Origin of the sequence: Streptomyces odontomachi, from assembly GCF_024435355.1 — a bacterium.
Classification (GTDB): Bacteria; Actinomycetota; Actinomycetes; order Streptomycetales; family Streptomycetaceae; genus Streptomyces; species Streptomyces odontomachi.
This window is the reverse complement of sequence record NZ_JAMJWG010000009.1, coordinates 1-24975: the sequence shown is the minus strand read 5'-3', so window position 1 is coordinate 24975 and position 24975 is coordinate 1. Positions and strand designations below refer to the sequence as shown.

24 protein-coding genes are annotated in these 24975 nt (G+C 71.1%); 14 read left to right on the top strand and 10 right to left on the bottom strand.

From position 1 onward, the window contains the following. Positions 1-16 precede the first annotated feature (16 nt). The 3 genes from NQO67_RS19485 to NQO67_RS19475 form a co-directional block, all read right to left on the bottom strand. A complete protein-coding gene (locus NQO67_RS19485; protein ID WP_255951343.1) occupies positions 17-1087 on the bottom strand; it encodes a DUF4185 domain-containing protein in 1071 nt (356 codons plus the stop codon). 250 nt (positions 1088-1337) lie between these two features. Beyond that, a complete protein-coding gene (locus tag NQO67_RS19480; RefSeq protein ID WP_255951342.1) occupies positions 1338-2996 on the bottom strand; it encodes a fucose isomerase in 1659 nt (552 codons plus the stop codon). A gap of 85 nt (positions 2997-3081) precedes the next feature. Continuing rightward, positions 3082-4713: an FGGY-family carbohydrate kinase gene (locus NQO67_RS19475; protein WP_255951341.1), complete on the bottom strand. Its 1632-nt coding sequence runs from the start codon at positions 4711-4713 to the stop codon at positions 3082-3084. Between the two features lie 359 nt (positions 4714-5072). Here NQO67_RS19475 and NQO67_RS19470 point away from each other — a divergent pair, with 359 nt between their 5' ends. From NQO67_RS19470 to NQO67_RS19450, 5 genes are all read left to right on the top strand, one after another. Then, positions 5073-6164 (top strand): glycoside hydrolase family 172 protein, encoded by a 1092-nt coding sequence (locus NQO67_RS19470; RefSeq protein ID WP_255951340.1) that lies wholly within the window; start codon positions 5073-5075, stop codon positions 6162-6164. Between the two features lie 150 nt (positions 6165-6314). Continuing rightward, entirely contained in the window at positions 6315-7724 is a 1410-nt protein-coding gene (locus NQO67_RS19465; RefSeq protein WP_255951339.1) for an ABC transporter substrate-binding protein, read from the top strand. Then, positions 7721-8716, top strand: a complete 996-nt coding sequence (locus tag NQO67_RS19460) for a carbohydrate ABC transporter permease (protein ID WP_255951338.1) — start codon at positions 7721-7723, stop codon at positions 8714-8716. The genes NQO67_RS19465 and NQO67_RS19460 overlap by 4 nt, the downstream gene beginning before the upstream one ends. Further along, the gene (locus NQO67_RS19455) at positions 8706-9605 is read left to right on the top strand and encodes a carbohydrate ABC transporter permease (RefSeq protein WP_255951337.1); all 900 of its coding nucleotides are present in this window, start codon (positions 8706-8708) and stop codon (positions 9603-9605) included. Before NQO67_RS19460 ends, NQO67_RS19455 begins: the two co-directional genes overlap by 11 nt. A gap of 144 nt (positions 9606-9749) precedes the next feature. Continuing rightward, complete coding sequence (locus NQO67_RS19450) at positions 9750-10445, top strand: hypothetical protein (RefSeq protein ID WP_255951336.1); 696 nt, start codon at positions 9750-9752, stop codon at positions 10443-10445. A 48-nt stretch (positions 10446-10493) separates the two neighbouring features. On the opposite strand, the gene NQO67_RS19445 is transcribed toward NQO67_RS19450, so the two are convergent. From NQO67_RS19445 to NQO67_RS19435, 3 genes are all read right to left on the bottom strand, one after another. Further along, positions 10494-11522: a LacI family DNA-binding transcriptional regulator gene (locus tag NQO67_RS19445; protein ID WP_255951335.1), complete on the bottom strand. Its 1029-nt coding sequence runs from the start codon at positions 11520-11522 to the stop codon at positions 10494-10496. Positions 11523-11631: 109 nt separating this feature from the next. Beyond that, positions 11632-11826, bottom strand: a complete 195-nt coding sequence (locus NQO67_RS19440) for a hypothetical protein (protein ID WP_255951334.1) — start codon at positions 11824-11826, stop codon at positions 11632-11634. Positions 11827-11859: 33 nt separating this feature from the next. Next, positions 11860-13104 (bottom strand): RNA-guided endonuclease InsQ/TnpB family protein, encoded by a 1245-nt coding sequence (locus NQO67_RS19435; RefSeq protein WP_255951333.1) that lies wholly within the window; start codon positions 13102-13104, stop codon positions 11860-11862. A 70-nt stretch (positions 13105-13174) separates the two neighbouring features. On the opposite strand from NQO67_RS19435, the gene NQO67_RS19430 reads away from it, so the two are divergent. Further along, positions 13175-13456 (top strand): Arc family DNA-binding protein, encoded by a 282-nt coding sequence (locus NQO67_RS19430; protein ID WP_255951332.1) that lies wholly within the window; start codon positions 13175-13177, stop codon positions 13454-13456. A 40-nt stretch (positions 13457-13496) separates the two neighbouring features. Then, positions 13497-14075 carry a CYTH domain-containing protein gene (locus tag NQO67_RS19425; RefSeq protein ID WP_255951331.1) on the top strand — a complete coding sequence of 193 codons (579 nt, stop codon included), beginning with the start codon at positions 13497-13499 and terminating at the stop codon, positions 14073-14075. Positions 14076-14153: 78 nt separating this feature from the next. On the opposite strand, the gene NQO67_RS19420 is transcribed toward NQO67_RS19425, so the two are convergent. Then, positions 14154-14918, bottom strand: a complete 765-nt coding sequence (locus NQO67_RS19420; protein ID WP_255951330.1) for a GntR family transcriptional regulator — start codon at positions 14916-14918, stop codon at positions 14154-14156. A 123-nt stretch (positions 14919-15041) separates the two neighbouring features. On the opposite strand from NQO67_RS19420, the gene NQO67_RS19415 reads away from it, so the two are divergent. The 3 genes from NQO67_RS19415 (at position 15042) to NQO67_RS19405 (ending at position 19142) form a co-directional block, all read left to right on the top strand. Then, positions 15042-16457, top strand: coding sequence for an MFS transporter (locus NQO67_RS19415; RefSeq protein ID WP_255951329.1), 1416 nt, complete (start codon positions 15042-15044; stop codon positions 16455-16457). Between the two features lie 79 nt (positions 16458-16536). Then, positions 16537-17745 (top strand): D-mannonate dehydratase ManD, encoded by a 1209-nt coding sequence (gene manD / locus NQO67_RS19410; protein WP_255951328.1) that lies wholly within the window; start codon positions 16537-16539, stop codon positions 17743-17745. Beyond that, on the top strand, positions 17742-19142 hold the full coding sequence (locus NQO67_RS19405) for a mannitol dehydrogenase family protein (RefSeq protein ID WP_255951327.1): 1401 nt from the start codon (positions 17742-17744) through the stop codon (positions 19140-19142). Before manD ends, NQO67_RS19405 begins: the two co-directional genes overlap by 4 nt. Before the next feature lie 211 nt (positions 19143-19353). Here the strand turns inward: NQO67_RS19405 and NQO67_RS19400 are convergent, their stop codons facing one another. Next, positions 19354-20394, bottom strand: a complete 1041-nt coding sequence (locus tag NQO67_RS19400; RefSeq protein ID WP_255951326.1) for a GTPase Era — start codon at positions 20392-20394, stop codon at positions 19354-19356. A gap of 327 nt (positions 20395-20721) precedes the next feature. Between NQO67_RS19400 and NQO67_RS19395 the strand changes: the two genes are divergently transcribed. Beyond that, positions 20722-22068 carry an ammonium transporter gene (locus NQO67_RS19395; RefSeq protein WP_255951325.1) on the top strand — a complete coding sequence of 449 codons (1347 nt, stop codon included), beginning with the start codon at positions 20722-20724 and terminating at the stop codon, positions 22066-22068. Beyond that, positions 22065-22403, top strand: a complete 339-nt coding sequence (locus NQO67_RS19390) for a P-II family nitrogen regulator (RefSeq protein ID WP_255951324.1) — start codon at positions 22065-22067, stop codon at positions 22401-22403. The genes NQO67_RS19395 and NQO67_RS19390 overlap by 4 nt, the downstream gene beginning before the upstream one ends. 183 nt (positions 22404-22586) lie before the next feature. Here NQO67_RS19390 and NQO67_RS19385 read toward each other — a convergent pair whose 3' ends face one another. Both NQO67_RS19385 and NQO67_RS19380 read right to left on the bottom strand, forming a co-directional pair. After that, positions 22587-23105, bottom strand: a complete 519-nt coding sequence (locus tag NQO67_RS19385) for a hypothetical protein (protein WP_255951323.1) — start codon at positions 23103-23105, stop codon at positions 22587-22589. Positions 23106-23243: 138 nt separating this feature from the next. Next, entirely contained in the window at positions 23244-23597 is a 354-nt protein-coding gene (locus tag NQO67_RS19380; RefSeq protein WP_255951322.1) for a cytidine deaminase-like protein, read from the bottom strand. Positions 23598-23808: 211 nt separating this feature from the next. On the opposite strand from NQO67_RS19380, the gene NQO67_RS19375 reads away from it, so the two are divergent. Together NQO67_RS19375 and NQO67_RS19370 are read left to right on the top strand one after the other, a co-directional pair. Further along, on the top strand, positions 23809-24504 hold the full coding sequence (locus tag NQO67_RS19375; RefSeq protein WP_374119035.1) for an eCIS core domain-containing protein: 696 nt from the start codon (positions 23809-23811) through the stop codon (positions 24502-24504). Between the two features lie 9 nt (positions 24505-24513). Further along, positions 24514-24975: a hypothetical protein gene (locus NQO67_RS19370; protein WP_255951321.1), complete on the top strand. Its 462-nt coding sequence runs from the start codon at positions 24514-24516 to the stop codon at positions 24973-24975.

Here is a 24975-nt window from a genome sequence, read left to right as displayed (position 1 = left end):
CATGCGGCAGGAGGCGCTATGACGCCAACCCGCTGACCCGGTAGTGCATGACCCGGTAGTTCTGGTCGTCGTACCACTGGCTGACGTTGATGTGGAAGTCGGCGAACGTCGAGCCGGGGATGATGAACCCGCCGTACGGGCTGGCGACGGCGTTGCCGCCCTCGTTCCCCGGGGTGGTCGGGACGATCATCGTCTGCTCGGGCGTCGTGAACAGGTTGCTGGTGGGCAGCGGGAAGATCTGCGCCCGCATGTCGAGCGGTGCCATGTTGAGCCAGGTCAGGGCGTACTGGCCGCCCATCGCGCGGAAGCAGATCTCGCCCCACCTGCGGCGCGGCGAGATGGTGGTCGGGTAGTTGCCCCACCCCCAGGCACCGTTCGCGTACCCCCAGGGCTCGTAGGCGTTCGGATCGCCCAACGCGTCCTGCCGCACCCGGTGCAGCAGCAGATCGGAGTCGACGTCGCGGTTGAAGACGGTGGACAGCACGTAGCAGTAGCCGTCGTCGGCGACCGCGTACGTCTTCTGCTGGAACTGCCCGCCGTACTGGTCACCCGGCCACAGGCACAGGTACTCCCACGTCTCCCCGTTGTCCGTGGAGCGCCAGAAGTCGGAGTGGTCGGTCCGGTAGAGCACCCCCCGCATCAGGTGCATGTACATCGTGTCGCCGACCGTGAACACGTCCGACGGAATGGCGGTGGTGTTGTTCTGGTGCCCCTCCGGAACCAGCCCCACCGCGTGCGAGCCGCCGACGGCGCCGTCGATGACGAGATTGTTCAGGTCCGGATTGCTCGCCCGCAGCCCGACCGGGGCACGCCAGTCCGAGGCGCCCATGTGGTCACCGTCGAAGGTGTCCCCGCAGGCGAAGAACAGCGACCCGTTCGGGCACCGGGCCGGAATCCCGAGATCCGTCCAGGGCGCAGCGAACGCCCCCGTCTCCGCCGGCCCCGTCAGATTCCTGACCTTGCTTCCACTGGCGGCAACGCCCGCCCGCGCCTGCGGCGCCCCCACGGCAAGCCCCGTGGCGGCCGCGGCGACCCCGAGCCCCGCGGTCAGCAGGGTCCGACGCGCCGGTCTGGGTGTGGTGGTCATACGCGCTCCTTTTCGTGGTGGGGGAAGAGCATGCGCTGGAGCCGGACAAACGGGCACCGGGATCGTCCGGTGATCGGGGACGGGTTCACCCGATCAAGCCCGTCCGGCGATCGAGAACCAGAGCACCCGATCAAGCCCGTCCGGCGATTGAGGACGAGCCCGAAGGGCGATGAAGGGGGTCCGGGGCACAGCCCCGTGGCGGCCACCACCGTGGCGGCCCCATCCGCGGCGGCCACCCCGGACCCGGGACTCACAGAGCCACGTCACCGCACAGGTGAACCGCAACCCCCAACTCCGCAAACACCGCGGCCTTGGCCGCCAACGCCTTGTCGGCCATGGCGCCGTCCGGCGCATACGCCACGTTGAGGTGGTTGGCCCGATGCCGGGCCATGAACTGGTCGCGGCTCACCCCGTGCAGCTCGGCGTGCATGATCGGCCACTGCGGAGTGGTCGCGTCGAGCCTGCGCCGGGTCTCCTCCTCGGGCAGCTCCCGCACCGTCGCCCGGCCCAGGTCGGCGTGGAGTACGCCGTCCATCAGGAACACCCGTGACCAGACGATCTCACCGGGCTTGGAGACACCGCTGAGGGTGCCGCCGCCGAGCGGGAAGTACATGGGGGGTTGGCGCATGCTGTACGACTTGTCGTAGCCGCCGTGGTGGGAGGCGGGCACCGATCCGGAGATCTCGAAGACCCAGACGAACGCCCCGTCGTACTCCTCGCCCCACCGGATGTCGTGCAGCGTGGTGGCCGGGTCGAGCCCCATCGCCGTCCAGATCCGGTTGGTGACGAGGGAGTCGACGGCGACGCCCTCGTCGACCTCGTTGAAGTGCGGCAGCGGGGCGCCCGCGTACAGCTCGCGGGAGCCGTCGCGGCTGCGCACCGGCGGCCGTTGCACGTTGTTGAGCAGCCCCTCGGCGAGGTCGCTGGCCGGGACGGTGTCCTTCAGGCCCTGCTGGTACTGGATGCCGACCGCGTCCAGGCCGAAGTCGTCGGCGATCCGCAGCGCGGCGATGTACATCTTGAACTGGCTGTGCAGCTGCGCGTCGGTGAGTTCGCCGGCCTCGTCGGTGCCGGTGTGGAAGGTCAGGCCGGCCTCGTCCAGCCAGGCCCGCACCGCGCTGGCCTCCGCGTCGGGGACCCGGTTCATCTCGGCGACCAGGGCGCTCTGCGACAGGCGTTCCTTGTAGATGCCGAGCGGGTTCAGCAGCTCGTCGTCGAAGATCGCGTTGTACATGCCCATGCAGCCCTCGTCGAAGACGCCGATGATCGCCTTCTCGGTGCGCAGCTGGCGGGCCAGGGCGACGCCCAGGTCCGTCTCGGGGCTGCTCGGCAGCGCGTCCAGGTCGCGGACGTGGCTGGTGTCGTGGGTGAGGGTGCCGGTCTCCAGCCAGGTGCGCAGGCCGTCCCGCGCCCAGTCGTCGGTGAAGTCGGCGCTCCAGAGCACGGAGTAGTCCCGGCCGGCCTTGGTGAGGCTGCCGGCGAGGTTCAGCAGGCCCACCAGGCCCGGGTACTCGCCGCTCCAGTTGGCCACCACCAGGATCGGACCGCGGTGGCTGCGCAGTCCGGCGAGGACGTGATGGCTGTACTGCCAGACGCCTTCGACGACGATCAGCGGGGCGTCGACCGGCAGCGTCTTGAAGACCTCTATGCCGGCCCGCTGGCTGTCGATGAACCCGTGTCCCTTGGCCGTGTCGACCTGGTGTCCGCGCTGCACCCGCCACCCGAGCGCGGTCACCGCCGCGTCGAGGTCCTTCTCCAGTTTCTCCTGCGTGGGCCAGCAGGTGACGTTGGCGCTGGGCCGGAGGTCGCCACTGGCCACGGTGTACACGGTGCGGGGTGCGGCGGCGGGCGGCTCGCTCAGGACCGGAAGGACGTAGGGGGCGGGGGGAGAGGTCACGTCAGAGGTCATTCGGGCTCCAGGTGTGTTCTTGTGTTTCTGCGGGCGGACGGCGCCGTGCAGGGCGGCGGGGCACGGCTCGCCGGGGGCTGCGGCCTCACCGCTCCTGGCGGGCCGCGAGGGCGTGCACGGTCGCCGAGGTGTCCGCGTAAAGTCGCCGGTACAGCCCGTACAGCTCGTCGTACCGCTCATGGGTCGACGGCCGGGGGGTGACGATCTCGCGTACCGGGTTCCAGGCGTCGACGGACGGCTCGCCCACCAGTTGGGCGGCGAGCAGCGCGCCTCCGTAGCTCGCGCCGATGGACGTGGTGCGCACCTCCTGCTCGCGCCCCGTCACATCGGAGACGATCCGGGTCCACAGCTCGCCCTGGGTGCCGCCGCCGACGGCCACGACGCGGCGGATGTCGCCGCCCGCCTCCTCGATGACCTCGATGTTGTGCCGCACGCCGTAGGCGGTGGCCTCCAGCGCCGCGCGGTAGAGGTCGCCGCGGGTGTGCGAGAGGGTGAGTCCGGCGATGACGCCGCGGGCGTCGGGGTCCATGATCGGGGTGCGTTCACCGGAGAAGTACGGGAGCATCAACAGCCCGTTGGCACCCGGCCCTGCCTGCTCGGCGAGCCGGATGAGGTCGCCGTGGTCGCCGCCGTCGAAGAGGTCGCGCAGCCAGTTCGTCACCGCGCCCGAGGTGGCCATGCCGCCCGCCAGGTTGCGGGTGCCGGGCAGCGCACCGACCGTGCCCCACAGGGAGGGGCTGGTGAGCGGCTTCGGCACGGTGTGGATGAGGAACATCGTGGTGCCGTACATCAGCATCAGGTCGCCGGTGCCCTGGGCCCCGACGCTCAGGGCCTCCGCCCAGGCGTCGATGGTGCCGGTGGTGACGGGGATGCCGGCGGGCAGCCGGGTCTCGGCCGCCGCTTCGGCGGTGACGGTGCCGGCGGCCTCGCCCGACCAGGCCAGCGGGGGCAGTTCGATGCCGGGCGCCACCTCGGCGGCCCAGGGGGTGTGCCAGTCGAGCGCGTCGGTGTCGTAGAGCGGGGTGCACTGGCTGGCGGAGTGGTGGTCCAGGACGTAGCCGCCGGTGAGCTTGCGGGCCAGCCAGGAGCTGGGCATGTAGAGGCGGCGGGCGCGTGCGTAGGTGTCGGGTTCCCGTTCGGCGACCCAGGCGATCTTCGGTCCCGCGGCCTGGGTGGTCAGCGCGGAGCCGCAGCGGGCGATGACCTCCGCGGCGCCGAGTTCCCGTTCGATGCGCTCGATCTGCCGCACCGAGCGGGTGTCGACGCCGTAGAGGATCGCGGGCCGCAGCGGGCGGTCCCGCTCGTCGGTGAGCAGGACGCACGGGCCCATGCCGCTGACGCCGACCGCGGTGACGGTGACCGCGAGGGTGCCGGCGGCGGCGGTCAGCTCCCGGGCCAGTTCGCAGAACTCCCGCCACCAGACGTCCGCGTCCATCTCGAACATGCCGGGGCCCGGCCGGTCGGGGGTGTGCTGGCGCACCGCCGAGCTCAGCAGCGTTCCGTCGAGGCCGACCAGGACGCCCTTGCTGCTCGACGTGCCGATGTCCACGCCGATCACGGCACCACCGGCAGCACCGGCACCGCCCGTCGAGGCACCGCCGGCCCGTGCATCAGTGGTCCGGGCATCGGCGCTCCGGGTGTCGGCGGCCACGGCGTCACCGGCCGCGGGACCGCCGACGCCGGTGGCCGCGCCGGTTGTTGCTGCGTTGCGAGGCATGAGCGCACGGTGGCAGAAATCGATTTCACGGTCAAGGGCTCGCACCGCGCCGGCTTTGTTCACGGCCGGAACACAAGCGGATCAGCGGATCAGCCGGTTTTCGGGCATGGCCACCTCTTGACACTCCTGGGGCCCGACTCTACGTTGCGATGAAATGGATTTCAGTAGGTCGTCGTGCTGGTGACCGCACCCGCGCACACCCGTGCGGCGCCCTTCTGCTCCTGCGCCCCGGCGCCCGGATCCGGCCAGGATCCGTGTCCGGCCGAGCCGGCCCACCGCCGCATCGGCCCGGCACGGACACGGCCCAGGGCCGCACGGGGGCACGCGCACCCACCTCCCCCGTAAGGGCACACACAACGATGACCACCTTTGGACTCGACGGACTGGCCCGTAAGACGGGCGCCGTCAGCCGTTCCATCAGCGCCGAGAACCCGACCGGGGAGAAGTCCGCCGGCGGGCGGGCCACCGAGGGCACCGGCGCGGTCGCCGCGAGCCGGCTCGGGCTCGGCTGGAAGATCTCGCCGAGTATCGACATCCCGGCCGGCGAGACGGCCGAACTCGCCCGCATCGCGGGGCCCGGCACGATCCGCCACCTGTGGTGCACCACCGCGCCCCACCAGGCCTGGCGCGGCACGCTGCTGCGCATCTACTGGGAGGACGAGGCGGAGCCGGCCGTGGAGGTGCCGCTCGGCGACTTCTTCTGCAACGGCTGGAACGTCTTCAGCCAGGTCTCGTCGGTGCCCGTCGCGGTCAATCCGAACGGCGGCTTCAACGCGTACTGGCCGATGCCGTTCCGCCGCGCGGCCCGGATCACCCTGGAGAACCTCTCCGCCGAGCAGATGACCCTCTACTACCAGGTGGACTACGAGCTGGGTGACGTCCCCGAGGACGCCACCTACTTCCACGCCCAGTGGCGGCGCAGCCACCCGGTGCCGTTCGGCGAGGTGCACACCCTGCTCGACGGCGTCGAGGGCGCCGGCAGTTACGTCGGCACCTATCTGGCCTGGCAGGTGAACAGTCCGGGGTGGTGGGGCGAGGGCGAGTTCAAGTTCTTCCTGGACGGCGACGACGAGTTCCCCACGATCTGCGGCACCGGCACCGAGGACTACTTCGGCGGCGCCTGGAACTTCGACGTGCCGGGGCAGGGCTACACCGCGTACACCACCCCGTACCTGGGCCTGAACCAGATCCTGCGCCCCGACGGCCTCTACCTGAGCCAGCAGCGGTTCGGGATGTACCGCTGGCACGTCCTGGACCCGATCCACTTCTCCGCCGACCTGCGGGTGACCGTGCAGAGCCTCGGCATCGGCCCGGGACAGGGCAACGGCCTGCCCCACCGCTACCGCCCCACCAGCGACGACATCGCCAGCACGGCGCTGTTCTACCTGGACGCGCCCAGCTCGTCGTCCCGCCCGGTGACCCCGGACCTGCTCACCCTCGAAGTCGACTGACTCCTCCACACCACAGGACCCGGAGACCGCACCAGGGCCGTACGGATCCCCCTGCCGTACGGCCCGCTCCGCACCGCCCCTCCCCCGCAGGCCCCGCCACCCCCCGCAACCCGTCCCCGTCCCCGTTCTCCCTCCGACAGGAGCGCACACATGCTCCAGCACGGCAACGACACCGGAACCGCGGTCCGCGGTGCCCCGGCCGCCCCGCCGGCCGGCCGCCCGGCACCCGGCGCGTCCCGCCGCCGCTTCCTCACCGCACTGGCGGGAGCCGGGGCGGCGGCGGCCTCGCCCGCCCTGCTCACCGGCTGCGGCACGGCCCAGGCCAAGGGCGGCACCTTGCAGTTCTGGAACCAGTACGGGCCGCAGCGCTCGCCCGACCCGGCGATCCAGGCGCAGTCCGACTGGTTCGTCGACCTGGTCAAACAGTGGAACGCCAGCCACCCGGTCAAGATCGAACTGGTCTACATCCCCAACAAGACCTATCTCAACGGCTTCAAGCTGCCCTCCGCCTTCGCCAGCGGCGCGGGCCCCGACATCTTCCTGCTCAGCCCCGGCGACTTCCTGCGCTACTCCAACGGCGGCATGCTCGCCGACCTCACCCCGCACCTGGACAAGGGCGTCGTGGCGGACTACGGCTCCGCGCTGGACAGCCGGCAGGTGGACGGCAAGGTGTACGCCCTGCCGATGGAGGTCGAGCCGATGGCCATGTACTACTCGGTGGGCGCCTGGGAGAAGGCCGGCCTGTCCGAGGGCGACATCCCCACCACCTGGGACCGGATGCTCGACATCGGCGACAAGCTGCGCACCAGGACCCGCGCCGGCCTGGTCTTCGAGACCAACCCCGGCTACTACCAGAACTTCACCTGGTACCCGTGGATGTGGCAGGGCGGCGGCGAGGTGCTGGACAAGCACGGCAACGTCGCCTTCGACTCGCCGGCCACCCGGCAGGCCCTCGCGCTGTGGCGGGACGCGGTGCGCGAGGGCATGGCGCCGCGCACCCTGCCCGCCGCCGGTGACGTGGTCAGTGCCTTCAAGGCCGACAACGTGGCCATGTGGCAGCAGGGCATCTGGAACGTCTCCAGCTTCAAGGCGTTCGCACCGAAGTACCGCTACGGCGTCTTCAAGCTGCCGACGCCGCCGCGCGGGAAGTACGTCACCGTGCTGGGCGGCTGGTCGTTCTGCGCCAACGCGCAGGGCCGCAACGCCGAGGCCGCCGCCGAGTTCTGCGCGTGGGCGCTCGGCTCGATGAAGGACGAGTGCATCGACCGGATGGTGGACTGGTGCATCCGCGCCAAGTCGGACGTGGCGCCGCGGACCACCGCGCTGGAGCGCGGGGCGGCCAGGGGCGGCTACGACTCGGCCGCGATGAAGAAGTTCAAGGACGAGATCTTCCCCGGTGGCCGCGCCGAGCCGCGCTATCCCCCGATCGTCTACAAGGCGATATCCGACGCCATCCAGGGCACCATGCTCGCCGGCCGCGACGTGGCCGCCGAGACCCAGCGGGCCGCCGAGTCGATCAAGGCCTTCACCAAGAGCTACCAGGGGGCGAGTCTGGTATGAGCAGTGTCGCCGCACACGACACCCCGGGCGCGCCGGACGCTCCCGACGCCGCCGCCCGCGCCACGACCGCGTCCACCCCGGCGGCGCCGGCCCCACGGCGCCGCGGGCTCAGCCGCAGGCACCGTGAGTGGATCGCCGCCGGCCTCTTCCTCGCCCCGGACGTCATCGGTCTTGCACTCTTCGTCGGCATCCCGATGGTGCTCTCCATCGTGCTGAGCTTCTTCCAGGTCAGCGGCTTCGGCAGCTACCAGTGGGTGGGACTCGGCAACTACGACCGGATGATGCACGACCCGCTGTTCTGGGACTCGATGAAGATCACCGGGATCTACGTGGTGGTCCTGGTGCCGGTGATCTTCTGCGTGAGCCTCGCCCTCGGGCTGCTGGTCAAGCAGAAGCTGCCGGGCATGAGCGCCTACCGCACCGCGCTCTTCCTGCCGTACGTCATCAGCCTCGTGGTGGTGGGCGTGCTCTGGAAGTTCCTCCTCGACGACCAGGTCGGGGTGGTCAACCGCGCCATGCGGGCGGCCGGCTTCGGCGGCGAGTCCTGGCTGGGCTCCCCGGGTCTCGCGCTCGGCTGCCTGATCGCCGTCATGGTCTGGGTGATGATGGGCTACTACATGATCATCTTCCTGGCCGGGCTCCAGGAGATCCCGCAGGAGTACTACGAGGCCGCCCGGATCGACGGTGCGGGCCCCTGGACCTCGTTCCGTACGATCACCTGGCCGCTGCTGCGTCCCACCAGCTTCTTCGTGCTGCTGATGTCGACCGTCGCCGCCATCACCGGCGGCCTCGACCTGGTCTTCGTGCTGACGAACGGCGGCCCCGCCAACGGCACCTCGCTGGCGATCTTCTACATCTACGAGCAGGCCTTCGGCTACGGGGAGTTCGGCTACGCCGCCGCCATGGGCACCTTCCTGGTGCTGATCATGGTCGTCTGCGCAGGCGTGGTCTTCAAGGCGACGAAGGGCGGGAGGTTCGACGATGACGAGTGACGTGTCGACGGGCGGCGCGCGTCGTGCGTGGCGCCCTGGGCGTGCCGGCGGCGCCGGTGTCCGGGACGGTCAGGGTCGGATCGGCCGCTCCGGGCGGATCGGGCTGACCCTGCTGGCCGTCGCGGTGTCCGTGGTGAGCGTCCTGCCGGTGCTGTGGATGGTCTCGGCCGCCTTCAAGACCCGCTCCACGGTCACGGACGGCAGCCTCATCCCCAAGGAGTTCACGTTCCAGAACTTCGTCTACGTCTTCACCGAGGTGCCGTTCGCGCGCTACCTGTGGAACAGCTTCTTCACCGCCGCGGTGATCACGATCGCGGCACTGTTCTTCCACTCGATGGCCGCGTACGCGCTGGCGCGACTGCGGTTCCCGGGCCGTGAACCGATCTTCATGGCGATCTTCTCGACGCTGCTGGTCACCGCGCCGGTGGTGCTGATCCCGCTGTTCATCGTGGCCCGTGAGCTGCACCTGCTGAACAGCTACGCAGGACTGATCATCCCGGCGATCTTCAACGCGTTCGGCATCTTCCTGCTGCGCCAGTTCTACCTGGGCCTGCCCAGGGAACTGGAGGAGGCGGCGATCGTCGACGGCTGCGGGCACTGGCGGGTCTACTGGAACATCGTCCTGCCGATGTCCCGCCCGATCCTCTCCGCGCTCGCGGTCTTCTTCTTCCTCGCCAACTGGAACGCCTTCGTCTGGCCGCTGGTCTCCACCAACGACGAGAGCCTGACGGTGGTCCAGCTCGGCATCACCTCGTTCATGACGCAGTACACCTCGAACTGGAACTACATCCTGGCCGCGGCGACGGTGGCCGCGCTGCCGATGCTGGCGCTGTTCTTCGTCTTCCAGCGGCAGATCGTGGAGTCGATCAAGACGAGCGGGTTGAAGTAACGGCTACCTGCCCCTTCCCACGTGCGCGCGGGAAGGGGCGGCATGCTGCCGGACCGACACCCTCGTGAGTGCCCGGACACCTCAGTAAAGTGGCTGTGGGAATCCTTAGGTTGATGGCACGTCAGACGGGGGATCGGAGAGACAGTGGACAACCCCTATGCGCCTCCCTCCGGCATGGCGCAACAGCCGGCGTGGTCCCAGCTCGACGAGTATCTGTGGTACTCGTGCGACATCCTCGCCGACCTGGCCGAAGGGCGGCTGGAACAGCGCCCGCTGATCGCCACCGCCGCCCGGCTCGAGCCCGGCGACCGCGCGCTCGCCGTCGGTCCCGCGCAGCGTCTGACCTGGCGGGCGCTCGGCGACGGCAGCTACATGCACCACAGCGTCGTGGCCTTCGGCAGCCCCGCCCTGGTGATCGGCAGCATCGCCGGCTCGGCCCTAGGCAACTCCGCCCGTCGCCGTGCCGCCGCGAACGACGCGCAACCGCGCTGGATGGTGGACGGCCCCGGCGAGGTCACCGTCACCGCGCGGAAGGCCTACTTCGGGCACCCGCAGTACTGGCTCGACCTGGCCTGGACCGGCCTGGACACGATCGACCTCGTCGCACCCGACGTCTTCCAGACCAGCTTCCGGGACATCAACACCGGAGAGCAGACGACCGTCCAGCTCCACACCCCCTGGGCGTCCCTGCTGTTCGTCCTGGCCGCCATCACCGCGTTCCCCGCCCACCCTCGGCTGCTGGGACGCGGCTGGCTTCCGCCGGACTTCGAGAAGCGGTGCACCGACATCGGCCGGCCGTGCCGCCCGGCTGCCCGCCTCCTGCTGAAACGCGGCGACTAGAGGGCGACCCGCTCGCCGGGAGCGTGGCGGCGGGCCCGACCCCGGGGTTCAGGCCCCGGGCTCCGGGCCCGCCGTGCTCTCGCGGGCGTGCAGGGTGGTGCGCAACACCACCGTCTGGAGCGCGGCCGAACTGCCCGACATGCGCTGGAGCAGCAGATCGGCGGCGGTGCGCCCGAGTTCGTAAGAGGGCAGTTCGACCGTGGTCAGCGAGGGGCGTACGAGGGACGCCCACGGGATGTCGCCGAAGGAGAGCACGCCGAAGCCCGGCGGCTCCTGCCCGGCCTCGCGCAGCGCCTCCAGGACACCGATGGTCATCAGGTTGTTCGCGACGAACACCGCGTCGGGCGGCTCCGGCAGCGCCAGCAGCTCGCGCATCGCCAGCCGCCCGCCCTCCACACGGAAGTCGGCGTGCCGCACGTAGGCACGGGCGGTCTCCGGGGACAGGGCCTGCCCCTCCAGGCCCGCGGCCGAACCGAGCGCGGATCGGTAGCCGGCGAGCCGGTCCTCCGAGGTCGAGGCGCCCTCCGGGCCGGTGATGCAGGCGACCCTGGAGTAGCCCGCCTTGAGCAGGTGCCGGGTGGCGACCTCGCCGCCGTGGCGGTTGTCCACCATGACGGCGTCCACGTCGGCCTCGTGGGGGCGGCGGTCGACGGCGACGACGGGGATGCCGCGCTCGATCAGCGGCCCCAGGTCCGTGCGGTCCCGGTCGGCCGCGGCGACGATCACGCCCGCCATCTGCTCGCCGAGCGCCACCTGGAGGTAGCGGCGCTCCTTCTCGGTGTCCTCGTCGGAGTTGCACAGCACGACCGAGAGGCTGGTGCGCTGTGCCGCGTCCTCGACGCCTCGGGCGAGCGAGGTGAAGAACGGGTTCCCGATGTCCGGGATGACCAGGCCGATCACGCTCGACTGCTGCTTGCGCAGGGACCGCGCCACCCGGTTGGGAGCGAAGCCCAGCGCAGCAGCGGCCTGCTGCACGGAGAGGGCGCGCGCGGGCGTGACATTGCCGCCGTTGAAGACGCGGGACACGGTCGCCGGCGAAACTCCGGCGGCACGCGCCACGTCATGGATCGTCACCACCTGTGTCCGAATCCTTTCGCGCGCAGATTTCTCCAGCTTACCTGGGCGTGAAAAGGATTTCATCCATGGGGGCCCTGCCTTCCGGGGCCTCACCACGGGTCACCACCGGTCACCGCTGGATCAGCGACCTGAAGGCGGCACGCACGTCGCCGTCGGACGCCTTGACCTGAACGTCCGAGGGCGGACCGATGTCGGTGAGGCCGTAGGGGGTGGTGTAGTGCAGCTTGCTGGGGCAGCTGGAGCCGCTGATCTGCACCTTGCGGTGGGCCACCAGCTTGCCGGTGCGCAGTTCGTACACCTTCACGGGGATCGCGATCTTTTGACATCCTCCCCCTCTTTAAACGAGGAGGATTCCAACCCGGACGGGTTGAGGTTCACGGGCGCTCGAACGGCTGGTGGCCGCTGTCACCCCTCCGGCACCGGCTGAGCGCCGGGGGCGGGGGATCCCGCCCTGTCCTGCCGCGACGTTGTGTGCTGCGTTCTCATCAGCGTTGCAGGTGAAGCCGCAGGACACGCAGACGAACTCGGCTTGGCTCTTGCGCGAGTTCTTCTCGATCCATCCACAGGCGGAGCAACGCAGACTGGTGTACGGGGCGGGGATGTCCTCGACCCGGCCGGGGGCCTTGTGCTCCGTACGCCGCCGGAGCAGGCCCCAGCCCTGGGCAAGGATCGCCCGGTTCAGACCGGCCTTTTGACGTACGTTCCTGCCGGGCTGCTCGACGGTCCCCTTGGCGGAGGCGGTCATGTTCTTGATGTTCAGCTTCTCGAACCGCACCAGGTCATAGGTGCGGGCGAGCATCGTGCTGGTCTTCTCGCACCAGTCCTTACGCCGGTCAGTTTCGCGTGCCTTGAGTCTGGCGACCCTGGCGTACGCGGCGGTCTTGGCCGCACTGGCCTTCGGTGCGCGGGCGGCCCGGCGCTGATGCTTGCGGATCTGCGCCCGTTCCTTCACGGTCAGCTGCGGGCAGTTCAGCTTCCGCCCGTCCGAGAGGGCGGCAGTGATCTTCACACCCCGGTCGATGCCGATGACCTCGCCCGTGCCAGGCGCGTCGATCGACCCGGGGATGATGGCGAAGGCGATGTGCCACCGGCCGTTACGGTAGGTGACGCGAAACGTCTTTGCCTTCGGTAACTCACGCCGGGTCAGACGGAACTTCACCCAACCGCAGCCGGGCACCTTCACCTGAGCCCATCGGCGGTTGAGCTTGTGCACCACAACCAAGCGGGCCATGACCTGTTTGCCGCTATGGGTGTTCCGTTTCGGCGACCCGTCCGCCTCGAACTCCGGCACCCGATCGGTGCCGATGACACGGAAGCCTTCGTGCACGTACTTCCTGCGCCAGGTCGGTTCGCCGAAGCCGGAGGTGAACTTGGCATTCTTGGCCCTGGAGAAGTCCCTCAGGGCCTGCTGCTGCACATCAGCGTTCCCGGCGGCCAGCCATGCGTTGGCACGCCGGGCCTCGGTGAGCTGGCGGCACTGCTCGGCGAACCCGGGCGCGGCCTTGCGGCCCTTGTACCAGTGCGCATGCTGCTCGACGGCCAGGTTCCACACATACCTCGCGTGCGCGCAGTGGTCGAGCATGACGCCCGCCTGCCCACTCGTCGGGCACTACCGAAACCATGACATGCCATCATCATAGCGGCATTACGGCATGATCAAGTTCACGCTTCGCCTCCCCGACGACCTTCACCAACGGCTGACAGACCAGGCGACCACCGCCCGGCGGTCCCTCAACTCCGAGATACTGCGCCTGCTTGAGAGCGACCTCAGCGCCACACCTTCCGCAACACCGAATCGCTGTGACGGCGATTCGACTTCCCCCCGCCACGCGGGAGCGGGCATTCGCCCTAGCCTTGAAGGACCGGGCACCCTACCCGAAAGCAAGGTGTGGACGATCGGAGAGACGGCACGTGCACGCGTGGGCAATCAGTAGAACCGCACGAGCGCGCACGTGGACGAGAGGGAGCACTGCCGTGAACGAGGGGAAATACGCCCGGGTCGAGCGGGAGCGAAGGTTCCTGCTGACCGGGCCGCCGCCGGCGGGGGTCGTGGTGCGGCGGCGGATCACCGACCGCTATCTGCGGGGCACCCGGCTGCGGTTGCGGCGCGAGGAGTTCCTGGACGGGGCGCAGAGCCCGGCGGACGCGGCGCACGACGCCGGCACGCTCCGGCTGAAGCTCACGCAGAAGATCCCGGCGCACGGCCAGCGCACCGACCGTGCGCACGTCCAAGGCCTGATCACCACCACGTACCTCTCTCCGGCCGAGTACGACCTGCTCGCCGCGCTGCCCGCCGAGGTACTGGCCAAGACCCGGGTGAGCGTGCCGCCGCTGGGGATCGACGTCTTCGAGCCACCCCTGCACGGGCTGGTGCTGGCGGAGGCCGAGTTCGACGACGACATGGCGGCCCGCGCCTTCCGGCCGCCCGAGTACTGCGTCGCCGAGGTCACGCACGACCCGCGCTTCACCGGTGGCCGCCTCGTCGTCACGCACCGCCGGGAACTGCTCGGCTGGCTGGCGGAGTTCGACATCGCAGCACCCGCGGAGACCTGACCGGGAAGGTGTGAGCCTCGGTCGTCGTGCGGCGCACGCGGTGACGCGCGCCGCGAGAGGCGCGCACGGCGGTCGGGATCAGCCGAGGCCGGGGGCGCCGGTGGGGCGCCGGGGCTCGCGGCGCGGGCGGACGGGGGCGTCCGTGTCGCTGAACAGCTCCGGATGCTGCGTCCTGATGGTCTCGACGTCCTTGAAGACCAGCCGCAGGTGCGCGCGGAGCGCCTCGTCGGCCCGGTCCAGATCACGCTGCTCCAGCAGGTCGACGACGGCGGTGTGCTGGCCGGTCAGCAGGGACAGCTGCTGGGTGAGCGGCAGGGAGAGCCGGCGCGCCCGGTCGAGCTGCGCCTTGGCCTGGCTCACCACCGGCCACGCCTGGGCATGCCCGCCGGCGGCCATGAGCCGGGCGTGGAACTCCTCGTCGAGCCGGAAGAAGCCCTCGGCGTCGTCGCGCTGCCCGGCCGCCGTCTGGGCCGCCAGCAGGTCCCGCAGCTCGCTCACGTCGTCGGCGGTCGCGCTCGTCACGCTGTCCCGCAGGGCCGCGCACTCCAGGGCCTCGCGCAGGAACTGCGCGGCGGCGATGTCCTTGACCCGGATGCGCGAGACGAAGGTCCCCATCTGCGGGTAGACGTCGACGAGCCCTTCCTCGCCGAGCAGGATCAGGCTCTCCCGTACCGGGGTCCTGCTGACGCCCAGCTCGGCCGCGAGGTCGTTCTCCGACAGGGCGGCGCCCGGGGCGAGGTCCAGGCTGATGATCCGCGAGCGCAGCAGTTCGTGCACCAGTTGCCGGGTGTTGCGGCCCCGGGCGCGTGCGGCATGCAGCCCCAGGCCCTCGGTGGATGTCATCCCGGTCTCCTTCGCTTGCCGCCACCCGACTGATGCACTTGTATGGTAGCTGTAATGCACTTGTATGGTAGCCGACCACGTGCATCAGGATGCGCTTAGTGTTGACTGCAAGGAGGCAGCCCCATGAGCGGACTCGACCGCGTCTCACCGGTGGTGGCGACACCACGCAAGGAGCTCCGGCGCATCGTCGGGGCGTCCGTCATCGGCACCGTTGCCGAGTACTACGACTTCTTCATCTACGGCACGGCGTCCGCTCTCGCCTTCAACAAGGTCTTCTTTCCCGAGGTGGACCCGGCGGTGGGCACCCTCGCCGCCTTCTCGACCTACGCCGTCGGCTTCTTCGCCCGGCCGCTGGGCGGCCTGGTCTGGGGTGTCGTCGGCGACCGGATCGGCCGTAAAAGAGCCCTGGTCTTCACGCTGCTGCTGACCGGCCTCGGCACGTTCGCCGTCGGCCTGCTGCCCACCTACGACGAGATCGGCATCTGGGCCGCGGTCATCCTGGTGCTGGTCCGCCTGGTCCAGGGCTTCGGCGTCGGCGGTGAGCAGGGCGGTGCCGCGCTGCTGACCGCCGAGGCCGCGCCACCGGGCAGAAGGGGCTTCTACGCCAGCTTCGTCCAGCTCGGCTCCCCCGCCGCCTACCTCATCCCCACGGGTCTGTTCGCGCTGCTCACCTCCCAGCTGTCCGACGATGCCTTCCTCGCCTGGGGCTGGCGCATCCCGTTCCTGCTCAGCGCGCTCGTGGTGATCTTCGGTCTGGTCATCCGGCTGCGGGTCAGCGAGTCCGCGACGTTCCAGGCCGCGAGGAAGACGCAGGCGGCCCGGACCTCCCCGCTGAAGCTGCTGATGCGCGACAACCGCCGCGAGATCGTCGGCGGCCTGTTCACCAAGTTCGTCGAGGCAGCGGTCTTCCCCTTCTACACCGTTTTCCTCGTCACCTACGCCAAGGACCAGGGCGTCGACACCGGGATGGTGCTCAACGCGGTCCTCATCGCGGTCGGCGCCGAGCTCGTCGCCATCCCGCTGCTGGGCCGGCTCACCGACCGGGTCGGCCGGCGCCCGGTCTACCTGGCGGCGGCCGTCCTCAACCTCATCCTGGTCGTCCCCGCGTTCAGGGCGATCCAGACCGGCAACATGGCCGTGATCGTGCTGCTGCTGATCGCGGGCCTGGCCCTGGGCCACGCCGGCAGCTACGCCCCGCAGGCCTCGTACTTCCCCGAGCTGTTCCCCTCCACCGCCCGGTACAGCGGCATCTCGATCGTCTGGCAGTTCGGCTCGATGATCGCCAGCGGCCCCTTCACCGTGGTCGCCGCCGCGCTGCTGCTGGCCGGCGACGGCTCGTACGGCTGGGTCGCGCTGTACGTGGCGGCGCTCATCGCGGTCAGCATCGTGGCGCTGTGCTTCATGCCGGAGACCGCGCCCGGCCGGCTCGGCGGACGGGAGTACGCGCACTGGCCGCACGACAGCGCCGCGCCGTACTCCGAAGACACACCGGACGCACCGGGCGCACCGGACGCACCCGTGGGCGTCGCGCGCGGCTGACCGTCCGACCAGAACCACACCGTGTCGTGCCGACGCCCACCGCCGGCCGCCGGCACGGCACGATTGAGGAGCACCGCACATGGCCACCATCACCGGGGCGAAGGTCATCATCACCTCGCCGGGCCGCAACTTCGTCACGTTGAAGATCACCACCTCGGACGGCGTGACCGGGCTCGGCGACGCGACCCTGAACGGCCGCGAACTCGCCGTCGCCGCCTATCTGCGCGACCACCTGGTCCCGCTGCTGATCGGCCGCGACCCGGACCGCATCGAGGACATGTGGCAGTACCTCTACAAGGGCGCCTACTGGCGCCGCGGGCCGGTGACGATGACCGCGATCGCGGCCGTGGACACCGCCTTGTGGGACATCAAGGGCAAGGTCGCCGGGATGCCGGTGTACGACCTGCTGGGCGGCCGGGCCCGGGACGGCGCCATGGTCTACGGGCACGCCAGCGGCGGCAGCGTGGCGGAGCTGCTGGACGACGTCGCGCGCTTCCGTGACCTCGGCTACCGGGCGATCCGCGCGCAGGCCGCCGTGCCCGGCTCGCCGGGCAGCTACGGGGTGCGGCACGGCGCGATCTACGAGCCGGCGGCCACCGCGCTCCCCGAGGAGCAGCTGTGGTCGACCGAGGACTACCTCGACTTCGCGCCGAGCTGCCTCGGTCAGGTGCGGGAGAAGTTCGGCTTCGACTTCCATCTGCTGCACGACGTGCACCACCGGCTCACCCCCACCGAGGCCGGCCGGCTCGGCCGCGCCTTCGAAGAGCTCCGGCTGTTCTGGATGGAGGACCCGACCCCCGCGGAGCTACAGGAATCCTTCCGCCAGATCCGCCGGGCGACCACCACGCCGATCGCGGTCGGCGAGGTCTTCAACTCCATCTGGGACTGCCAGCAGCTCATCACCGAGCGGTTGATCGACTACATCCGGGCCTCGGTGGTGCACGCCGGTGGCATCACCCATCTGCGGCGCATCTTCCACCTCGCCGAGCTCTACCAGGTGCGCACCGGCTCGCACGGCGCCACGGACCTGTCGCCGGTGAGCCTGTCGGCCGCCGTGCACCTCGATGTGACCGTGCCGAACTTCGGCGTCCAGGAGTACATGGCGCACTCCCCGCTCACCCATGAGGTGTTCAGGACCGGCTACGAGCTGCGGGACGGCGCCCTGTACCCGTCATCGGCGCCCGGGCTCGGTGTGGAGCTCGACGAGGAGGCGGCGGCCCGCTTCCCGTACGAGCCGAAGTACCTGCCGGTCGGCCGGAGGACGGACGGGTCGGTGCACGACTGGTGAGCGCTCCCGAACGACTGTCCCGCGCCACGTGGGGCGCCCTGCCACCCCGGTGCCGTCCGCTGGTCGACCCGCGGGAGCTGCGGCCACGGATCGTGCACCTGGGCATCGGCGCCTTCCACCGCGCCCACCAGGCCGTCTGCACCGAGACCGCCGAGGCCCGGCACTCCGCCGGGTGGGGCATCGCCGGGGTCTCGCAACGCAGCCGCGCCGTGGTGGACGCGCTGCGCCCGCAGGACGGCCTCTACTCGCTGACGGTGCGTCAACCCGAAGGCCCGCTGACCCGCGTGGTCGGCTCGGTCGTCGAGGTGCTGCACGCGGCCGACGACGGGGCGCGGCTCACCGAGCTCATCGCCGCGCCCGACGTCTCCGTCGTCACCACCACGGTCACCGAGAAGGGCTACCGGCGTGACCCGGCGGGCGGTGGGCTCGCCCTGGACGATCCCCAGGTGCGTAGCGATCTGGCCGGTGCCCCGGTGCCCGTGACCGTCATCGGCCAGCTGGCCACCGGACTGCGGGCACGCCGGCACACCGGTGCGCCGCTGTCCGTAGTCCCGTGCGACAACATGGCGGACAACGGCCGGGGGGTGCGCCGTCTGGTGCTCGACTTCGTCGCCGCGAGCGGATGGCGGGACCGCGACCGCCTGCTGGAGTGGATCGACGCTGCGGTCGCGTTCCCCGCCACCGTCGTGGACCGCATCGTGCCCGCGACCACCGCGGCGGACCGCGAGCGTGCCGCCGCGCAGCTCGGCCTGTGGGACGCGGGGGCGGTGACCGGGGAGCCGTTCCTCCAGTGGGTGCTCCAGGACACCTTCGCCGCCGACCGGCCGCGGTGGGAGAGCGCCGGGGCCCAGCTGGTCGACGACGTCACCCCGTACCAGGTGATGAAGCTGCGGCTGCTCAACGGCGCGCACTCGCTCCTCGCCTACCTGGGCCTGGCCGCGGGGTGCGAGACCGTGGCCGATGTGATGGCCACCGCGTGGGGCGAGCCGGTGGTACGGGCCTACGCTGCGGAGGTCGCCCCGAGCCTGACCCCGGCGGCGGGCCTCGACGTCGACACCTACGTCGAGAGCCTGCTGACCCGGTTCGCCAACCCGGCCGTCCAGCACCGCATCCGGCAGATCGCGACGGACGGCTCCCTCAAGATCCCCGAACGCTGGCTGGCACCCCTGCGAGAGCTGCGCGCCGCGGGTGCCGCCACCCCCGTCCTGACCCGGGCGCTGGCCGCCTGGGCGCGCCACACCCGAGACCAGGACGTCGACGACCCGGCGGCCGACCGCCTCCGCCAGGCCTGGCGGCTACCCCCCACCGACGCGGTGCGCGCCGTGCTGGGTGAGCTCGGTGCGCCTGATCTCGCGGACGACGGCGAGTTCGTCGCGGAAGTCGCCGGGAAGCTGTAGGCGCCTTCGGCGCCATGTTCAGGGGCGCGGGGCTGTGTCGATGTGCCGCTCCGCGGCGTGGGCGCGACCAGCCGCGACGAGACCGTCGGATCGCCACCGACCCGAGGGGGCTGTCCCTGTCGTGTCCGGACCACCGGGCCGGTGGGGGGTTGCTCGCGCAGTTCCTCACGCCCCCAGGGGGCAGGGGCACGCCGTGCCCACCCTGCGCCCCTCAGAACCCCAGGCGGCGCAGCTGCTTGGGGTCCCGTTGCCAATCCTTGGCGACCTTCACATGGAGGTCCAGGTAGACGGGCGTGCCGAGCAGGGCCTCGATCTGGTGGCGGGACTTGATGCCGACGTCCTTCAGGCGCTTGCCCTTGGGGCCGATGACGATGCCCTTCTGGCTGGGGCGCTCGATGTAGACGTTCGCGTGGATGTCGAGGAGGGGGCGGTCCGCGGGGCGGTCGGGGCGGGGCAGCATTTCCTCCACGACGACCGCGATGGAGTGCGGAAGCTCGTCCCGTACGCCTTCCAGGGCGGCCTCGCGGATCAGTTCGGCCACCATGACCTGCTCCGGCTCGTCGGTCAGGTCGCCCTCGGGGTAGAGCGCAGGGCTCTCCGGGAGCAGCGGGACGAGCAGGTCGGCGAGCAGGGCCACCTGGCCGGGCGGCGTCGGGCGGCCGGCGCCACCCGCGCTGTCGCCGCCGTCGCCGTCGTCCGAAACGGCGCCGCCGTCCGCCGTGCCGGCCGCGTCGTGTCGCACCGCAGACACCGGCACGATCTCCGCCCACTCCATGCCGAGCTCCTTGCCGAGCCGGTCGACGGCGATCAGCTGCTCGGCGAGGGTCCGCGGGTCGACCAGGTCGGTCTTGGTGAGGATGGCGACCTTGGGGGTCTTCCGGATCCCGGCCAGCTCCTTGGCGATGAAGCGGTCACCGGGGCCGATCTTCTGGTCGGCGGGCAGGCAGAAGCCGATCACGTCGACCTCCGCCCAGGTGGTGCGCACCACGTCGTTCAGCCGCTCGCCGAGCAGGGTGCGGGGCTTGTGCAGGCCAGGGGTGTCGACGAGCACCAGCTGGGCGTCGGGGCGGTGCACGATGCCGCGCACGGTGTGCCGGGTGGTCTGCGGACGGTTGGAGGTGATCGCCACCTTCTTGCCGACCAGCGCGTTCGTCAGGGTGGACTTGCCCGCGTTGGGGCGACCCACGAAGCAGGCGAAGCCTGCCCGGTGGGATTCTCGGGCCGGCTCGGTCGGCTGGGTGCGCGCACTCATGAGCACCATTCTCGCCGATCGGCGGGACTGCCCGGACACCCGCCGTTGCCGCGCCCGCGCGACCGCTCCCCCGACGCCGCGTGCGCGCCACCCCCCGCACCCCGGCGTGCATCACTCTCCGCACCGCACGCCCCTTCCCCCGGCGCCCCGACGACCGGCCTCCCGCACCGGCCGGTGAGGCCCCGGAAACGCTCCGGCAACACGAAACATCGCGGAAACACCGGCGTGCCCGGCGCGAAACGCACGCCAGCGACGCTCCTGGAGTCGCCCCGTGCTGCCCGCATCCGGGGAGGCGCTTGCCCGAGGGTCCACCCGGAGGAGAGAGCTGTGCAGACCGTGACGACCCCGATCCCGCTGGCCGGCGCCCACGCCGCCGGCATAGACAGCGGCGACACCGCCTGGCTGCTCGCGGCGAGCGCCCTCGTGCTGCTGATGACCCCGGGCCTGGCGCTCTTCTACGGCGGCATGGTGCGCACGAAGAGCGTGCTGAACATGCTGCTGATGAGCTTCGTCTCGATCGCGCTCGTCACCGTCGTCTGGCTCGTGGCGGGCTACTCGCTGGCCTTCGGAGACGACGCGTTCGCCGGGCTCATCGGTGCCGCCGACCACCTCGGCATGGCGGGCATCGGCCCGGACACCGTCACGGGCAGTGTTCCCACCCTGCTGTTCAGCACCTTCCAGCTCACCTTCGCGATGGTGACCGCGGCCCTCATCAGTGGTGCGATCGCGGACCGCACCCGATTCACGGCCTGGCTGGTCTTCGTGCCCGTGTGGACCCTGCTCGTATACGTTCCCGTGGCGCACTGGGTGTGGGGCCCGGGCGGCTGGATCGCCCACTCGCTGGGCGCGCTGGACTTCGCCGGCGGCCTGGTGGTGGAGATCGCCTCGGGTGCCTCGGGGCTCGCCGTCGCGCTGGTCATCGGGCCGCGCATCGGGTTCAAGAAGGACGCGATGCGCCCGCACAGCCTGCCGCTGGTGGTGCTGGGCGCCGGGCTGCTGTGGTTCGGCTGGCTCGGCTTCAACGGCGGCTCCTCGCTCGCCGCCGACGGTCTCGCCGCGGCCTCGCTGCTCAACACCGTGGTCGCCGGCAGCACCGGCCTGCTCGGCTGGCTCCTCGTGGAGCAGCGCCGCGACGGCCACCCCACCACCTTCGGCGCCGCCTCCGGCGCGGTCGCCGGTCTTGTCGCGATCACCCCGGCGTGCGGCACGGTCGCGCTGCCCGGTGCCGCGGTGGTCGGGCTCGCCGCGGGCGTCGTCTGCTCGTACGCGGTGGCCTGGAAACTCCGGCTGAACTACGACGACTCGCTGGACGTGGTGGGCGTCCACTTCGTCGGCGGCGTCATCGGCACGCTGCTCATCGGCCTCTTCGCGACGGCCACGATGACCGACGGCAAGGACGGCCTCTTCTACGGCGGTGGGGCCGCCCAACTCGGCAGGCAGGCCGTCGCCGTCGTCGCCGTGGCCGCGTACACCTTCGGGGTGACGTACGGCATCGGCCTGGTGATCCACAAGCTGATGGGCTTCCGGGCCACCGCCGAGGAGGAAATGACCGGCCTCGACCAGACGCTGCACGCGGAGAGCGCCTACGATCACGGGGTGCTCGGCCACGGCGCCCCCCAGACCCCGACCTACGCGCCCGGCCTCAAGACGAAGGAACGGAGCCCGGCCGAATGAAGTTGATCACGGCGGTCGTCAAACCGCACCGCCTCGACGAGGTCAAGAGCGCCCTCCAGTCCCACGGAGTGCACGGCCTGACCGTCACCGAGGCGAGCGGGTACGGCCGGCAGCGCGGGCACACCGAGGTGTACCGGGGCGCCGAGTACCGCGTCGACCTGGTGCCCAAGGTGCGCATAGAGGTCGTCGTCGAGGACGCGGAAGCCGACGCCGTGATCGACGCGATCGTGCGCGCGGCGTGGACCGGCAAGATCGGCGACGGGAAGGTGTGGGCGACACCCGTCGACTCCGTCGTCCGGGTCCGCACGGGAGAACGGGGTCCGGACGCCCTCTGACGAACAACCACGTCCCCCCACCGGCGCCTTGTGGGCTGGGGAGACGACAAGGGGCCCCTCCCGTGGCCTGCGACGGCGTCCGTTCCAGCCGATGCGGGACACCTCGTTCCGGCGGTCCCGCATCCCGGCACGCGCCGACGGTGCGGGCCGGCAGGTCCGGTGCCGCGCCCCGCTCACGCCGCACTATTCCCGGGGCGCGCCCTGGTGCTGGTGGCGCTCGGCGAGTCGCTTCAGGTTCAGCAGCTGCCGCCGAGCCATGATCAGGTCGCCGACGGACAGTCCGGGTGCCGCCCAGCGGCTGGTCCGCATGACGACCTTGAGCAGCAGTCGCGTCGTGTCGTGGTCCTGGGGCACGACGACGTAGGACATGAAGGCGCCCATGACCGTGCCCGTCAGCTGTTTCCCCGGGTCGACCGAGACGATCCGGCCCAGCTTGCGCCCGCCGGTGGCGGTGAACGTCTCTCCGACGCGCGGCTCGGGAAGGCCCACCAACTCGCGAGGTGAGCGGTGGCCGAGGTTGTCGACCCAGTCGTAGGAGTACGGCGCAAGTCTCACTTGCGCAACCCACGGCCATACCGCTTCTGCGGTCGCCGCCACGTGCACGCCCCGCCATGCCTCCAGCGTGGGCGAGGTGACGAAGTGGTCGCACGGATAGTCGCGCACGACCTCGCTGGCGCTCACGCCCCACCGGTCACCGATCATGGCGTACATCCTCTGTCGGAACTGACACGTCCTCACCAGCCGGCCGCCGGTGCCCAGGCCCCTCTCCCCCATGATGGCAGCGCCCGAGGGGGAGGCACGGCACGTCCGCGAGGCCCGGAACGCGGGCCGGCGAGCGCGTCAGCCCGCCGTGAGCGTCGTGTGCACCGCGCCGTCGGGCCCCGCGAGGAGGATGGGGGTGCCGGTGCCGCCGAGGTCCCGGACGGCGGCGCGGTCCGCTTCGGGTGCCGTGTCCGCCTCGGTGACGACCGCCGCGGCCTCCAGCGACGTCGCCCCGGACGCCACCGCCATCGCAACCGCGGTCTGGAGTGCGCTCAGCCGCAACGAGTCCAGCGCGACCGTCCCCGCCACGTACGTGCGCCCGGTCTCGTCCCGTACCGCCGCCCCTTCGGGCACGGAGTTACGGGCCCGCGCCGAACGGGCCAGGGTGACGATCTTGCGGTCCTCGGGGTCAAGCCCGCTGGTCTCGGTCATGCCCCTGAGCATACGGAAGCGTGGTGCGCTGGGGGTTGGACGGGGGCGGGTGCCGGGTCGGGACGGGCGGCCGGGACGGGCGGCCGGGTCGTTCGGTCGGGAGTGACAGGAGGGGCAACGGGTTCTGCCCCCGATGTCCTGGTGTGCTGCGTCCGGCTGTGCCTAGATGGCAGGACGGACACGACGGGACGAGTCCCCCACCGTGCGAGCCGTGAACGAGAAGGAGTGGGTCGCCGTGGCCGTCCAGCGACAGGAGTCGGAGCAGCAGCAACCGCACCGGGCGGCAGTGCGCCCCGCCGTGCACGGTTCGGGGCCGACGGCGGCTCAGGACACCGGCCCTGGCCCGCACCGACCCGGCGGACGGCTCTCGCCCGCGCAGGTCACCGCGCTCCAGCGGTCCGCGGGGAACACCGCGGTGGCCCGGGCGTTGCAGCAGGCGGACGAGGCCGAGCCGGCGGTGCAGCGGTCCACGGAGACCAGCGTGCACGAGGTGCTCCGCACGCCCGGTGCGCCGTTGGCCGAGCCGGTGCGCAGGGACATGGAGAGCCGGCTGGGTGCGGACTTCAGCGCCGTGCGGGTGCACGCGGACACCACGGCGCAGCGTTCGGCGGCGGAGATCGGCGCCCGCGCCTACACCTCGGGCAACCACATCGTGGTGGGCGCCGGCGGTGACGACCAGCACACTCTGGCCCACGAGTTGACCCATGTCATCCAGCAGCGCAGCGGCGCGGTGGCCGGCACGGACCACGGCGCCGGGCTGCGGATCAGCGACCCGTCCGACCGGTTCGAGCGGGAGGCGGAGGCGAACGCCACCCGGGCACTGGCCGGGCCGGCGGCGCCGGGCGCGCACGACAGCGCCCCTCCGGACGAGGCCGCCGCCGAGGGATCGTCGTCCGCCGTGCACTAGGCGCCGGCCGTGCAACGCGCGATCGGCAACGCCGAGACCCTGCTCGGTGGTCGCTCCGCCGGCGAGGCGGCGGCCATGGTCGGCATGGGCGAGACCCAGAAGGCCGTGGGCCAGATGGACGTGCTGTGGAGCGGCGGCGCGAGCGACTGCGTGATCGTCGCGGCGGTGGCCGACGGGAGGGGCTGGATCACCCACGTCGACGGCTCCGGGCCTTCGATGAACACCGTCGTCAGCGCGATCCGGCAGGTCGGATCCGGTCATGTCTACCTGGCCTCACAGGTGTTCACCCAGGGTGACTCCGCTGCCAACGGGAACCTGCGGTCGATCGTGCAGGCGCTGACGGAACAGGGCATCGCCATCAGCGGCATCTTCCCGTCGAGCAGCCTGGGCGTGACCGCCGGCACCGGAGCCGTGGTGGGCAACCTCAGCCGTACCGACATCGACACCCTCAAGGGCAACGAGGCGATCTAG

Bases quoted from the DNA above. Each gene is read 5' to 3' on its own strand.
- NQO67_RS19485 (WP_255951343.1), bottom strand. From the start codon at position 1,087: ATGACCACCACACCCAGACCGGCGCGTCGGACCCTGCTGACCGCGGGG.
- NQO67_RS19480 (WP_255951342.1), bottom strand. From the start codon at position 2,996: ATGACCTCTGACGTGACCTCTCCCCCCGCCCCCTACGTCCTTCCGGTC.
- NQO67_RS19475 (WP_255951341.1), bottom strand. From the start codon at position 4,713: ATGCCTCGCAACGCAGCAACAACCGGCGCGGCCACCGGCGTCGGCGGT.
- NQO67_RS19470 (WP_255951340.1), top strand. From the start codon at position 5,073: ATGACCACCTTTGGACTCGACGGACTGGCCCGTAAGACGGGCGCCGTC.
- NQO67_RS19465 (WP_255951339.1), top strand. From the start codon at position 6,315: ATGCTCCAGCACGGCAACGACACCGGAACCGCGGTCCGCGGTGCCCCG.
- NQO67_RS19460 (WP_255951338.1), top strand. From the start codon at position 7,721: ATGAGCAGTGTCGCCGCACACGACACCCCGGGCGCGCCGGACGCTCCC.
- NQO67_RS19455 (WP_255951337.1), top strand. From the start codon at position 8,706: ATGACGAGTGACGTGTCGACGGGCGGCGCGCGTCGTGCGTGGCGCCCT.
- NQO67_RS19435 (WP_255951333.1), bottom strand. From the start codon at position 13,104: ATGCTCGACCACTGCGCGCACGCGAGGTATGTGTGGAACCTGGCCGTC.
- NQO67_RS19430 (WP_255951332.1), top strand. From the start codon at position 13,175: ATGATCAAGTTCACGCTTCGCCTCCCCGACGACCTTCACCAACGGCTG.
- NQO67_RS19420 (WP_255951330.1), bottom strand. From the start codon at position 14,918: ATGACATCCACCGAGGGCCTGGGGCTGCATGCCGCACGCGCCCGGGGC.
- NQO67_RS19415 (WP_255951329.1), top strand. From the start codon at position 15,042: ATGAGCGGACTCGACCGCGTCTCACCGGTGGTGGCGACACCACGCAAG.
- manD (WP_255951328.1), top strand. From the start codon at position 16,537: ATGGCCACCATCACCGGGGCGAAGGTCATCATCACCTCGCCGGGCCGC.
- NQO67_RS19400 (WP_255951326.1), bottom strand. From the start codon at position 20,394: ATGAGTGCGCGCACCCAGCCGACCGAGCCGGCCCGAGAATCCCACCGG.
- NQO67_RS19390 (WP_255951324.1), top strand. From the start codon at position 22,065: ATGAAGTTGATCACGGCGGTCGTCAAACCGCACCGCCTCGACGAGGTC.
- NQO67_RS19385 (WP_255951323.1), bottom strand. From the start codon at position 23,105: ATGATCGGTGACCGGTGGGGCGTGAGCGCCAGCGAGGTCGTGCGCGAC.
- NQO67_RS19380 (WP_255951322.1), bottom strand. From the start codon at position 23,597: ATGACCGAGACCAGCGGGCTTGACCCCGAGGACCGCAAGATCGTCACC.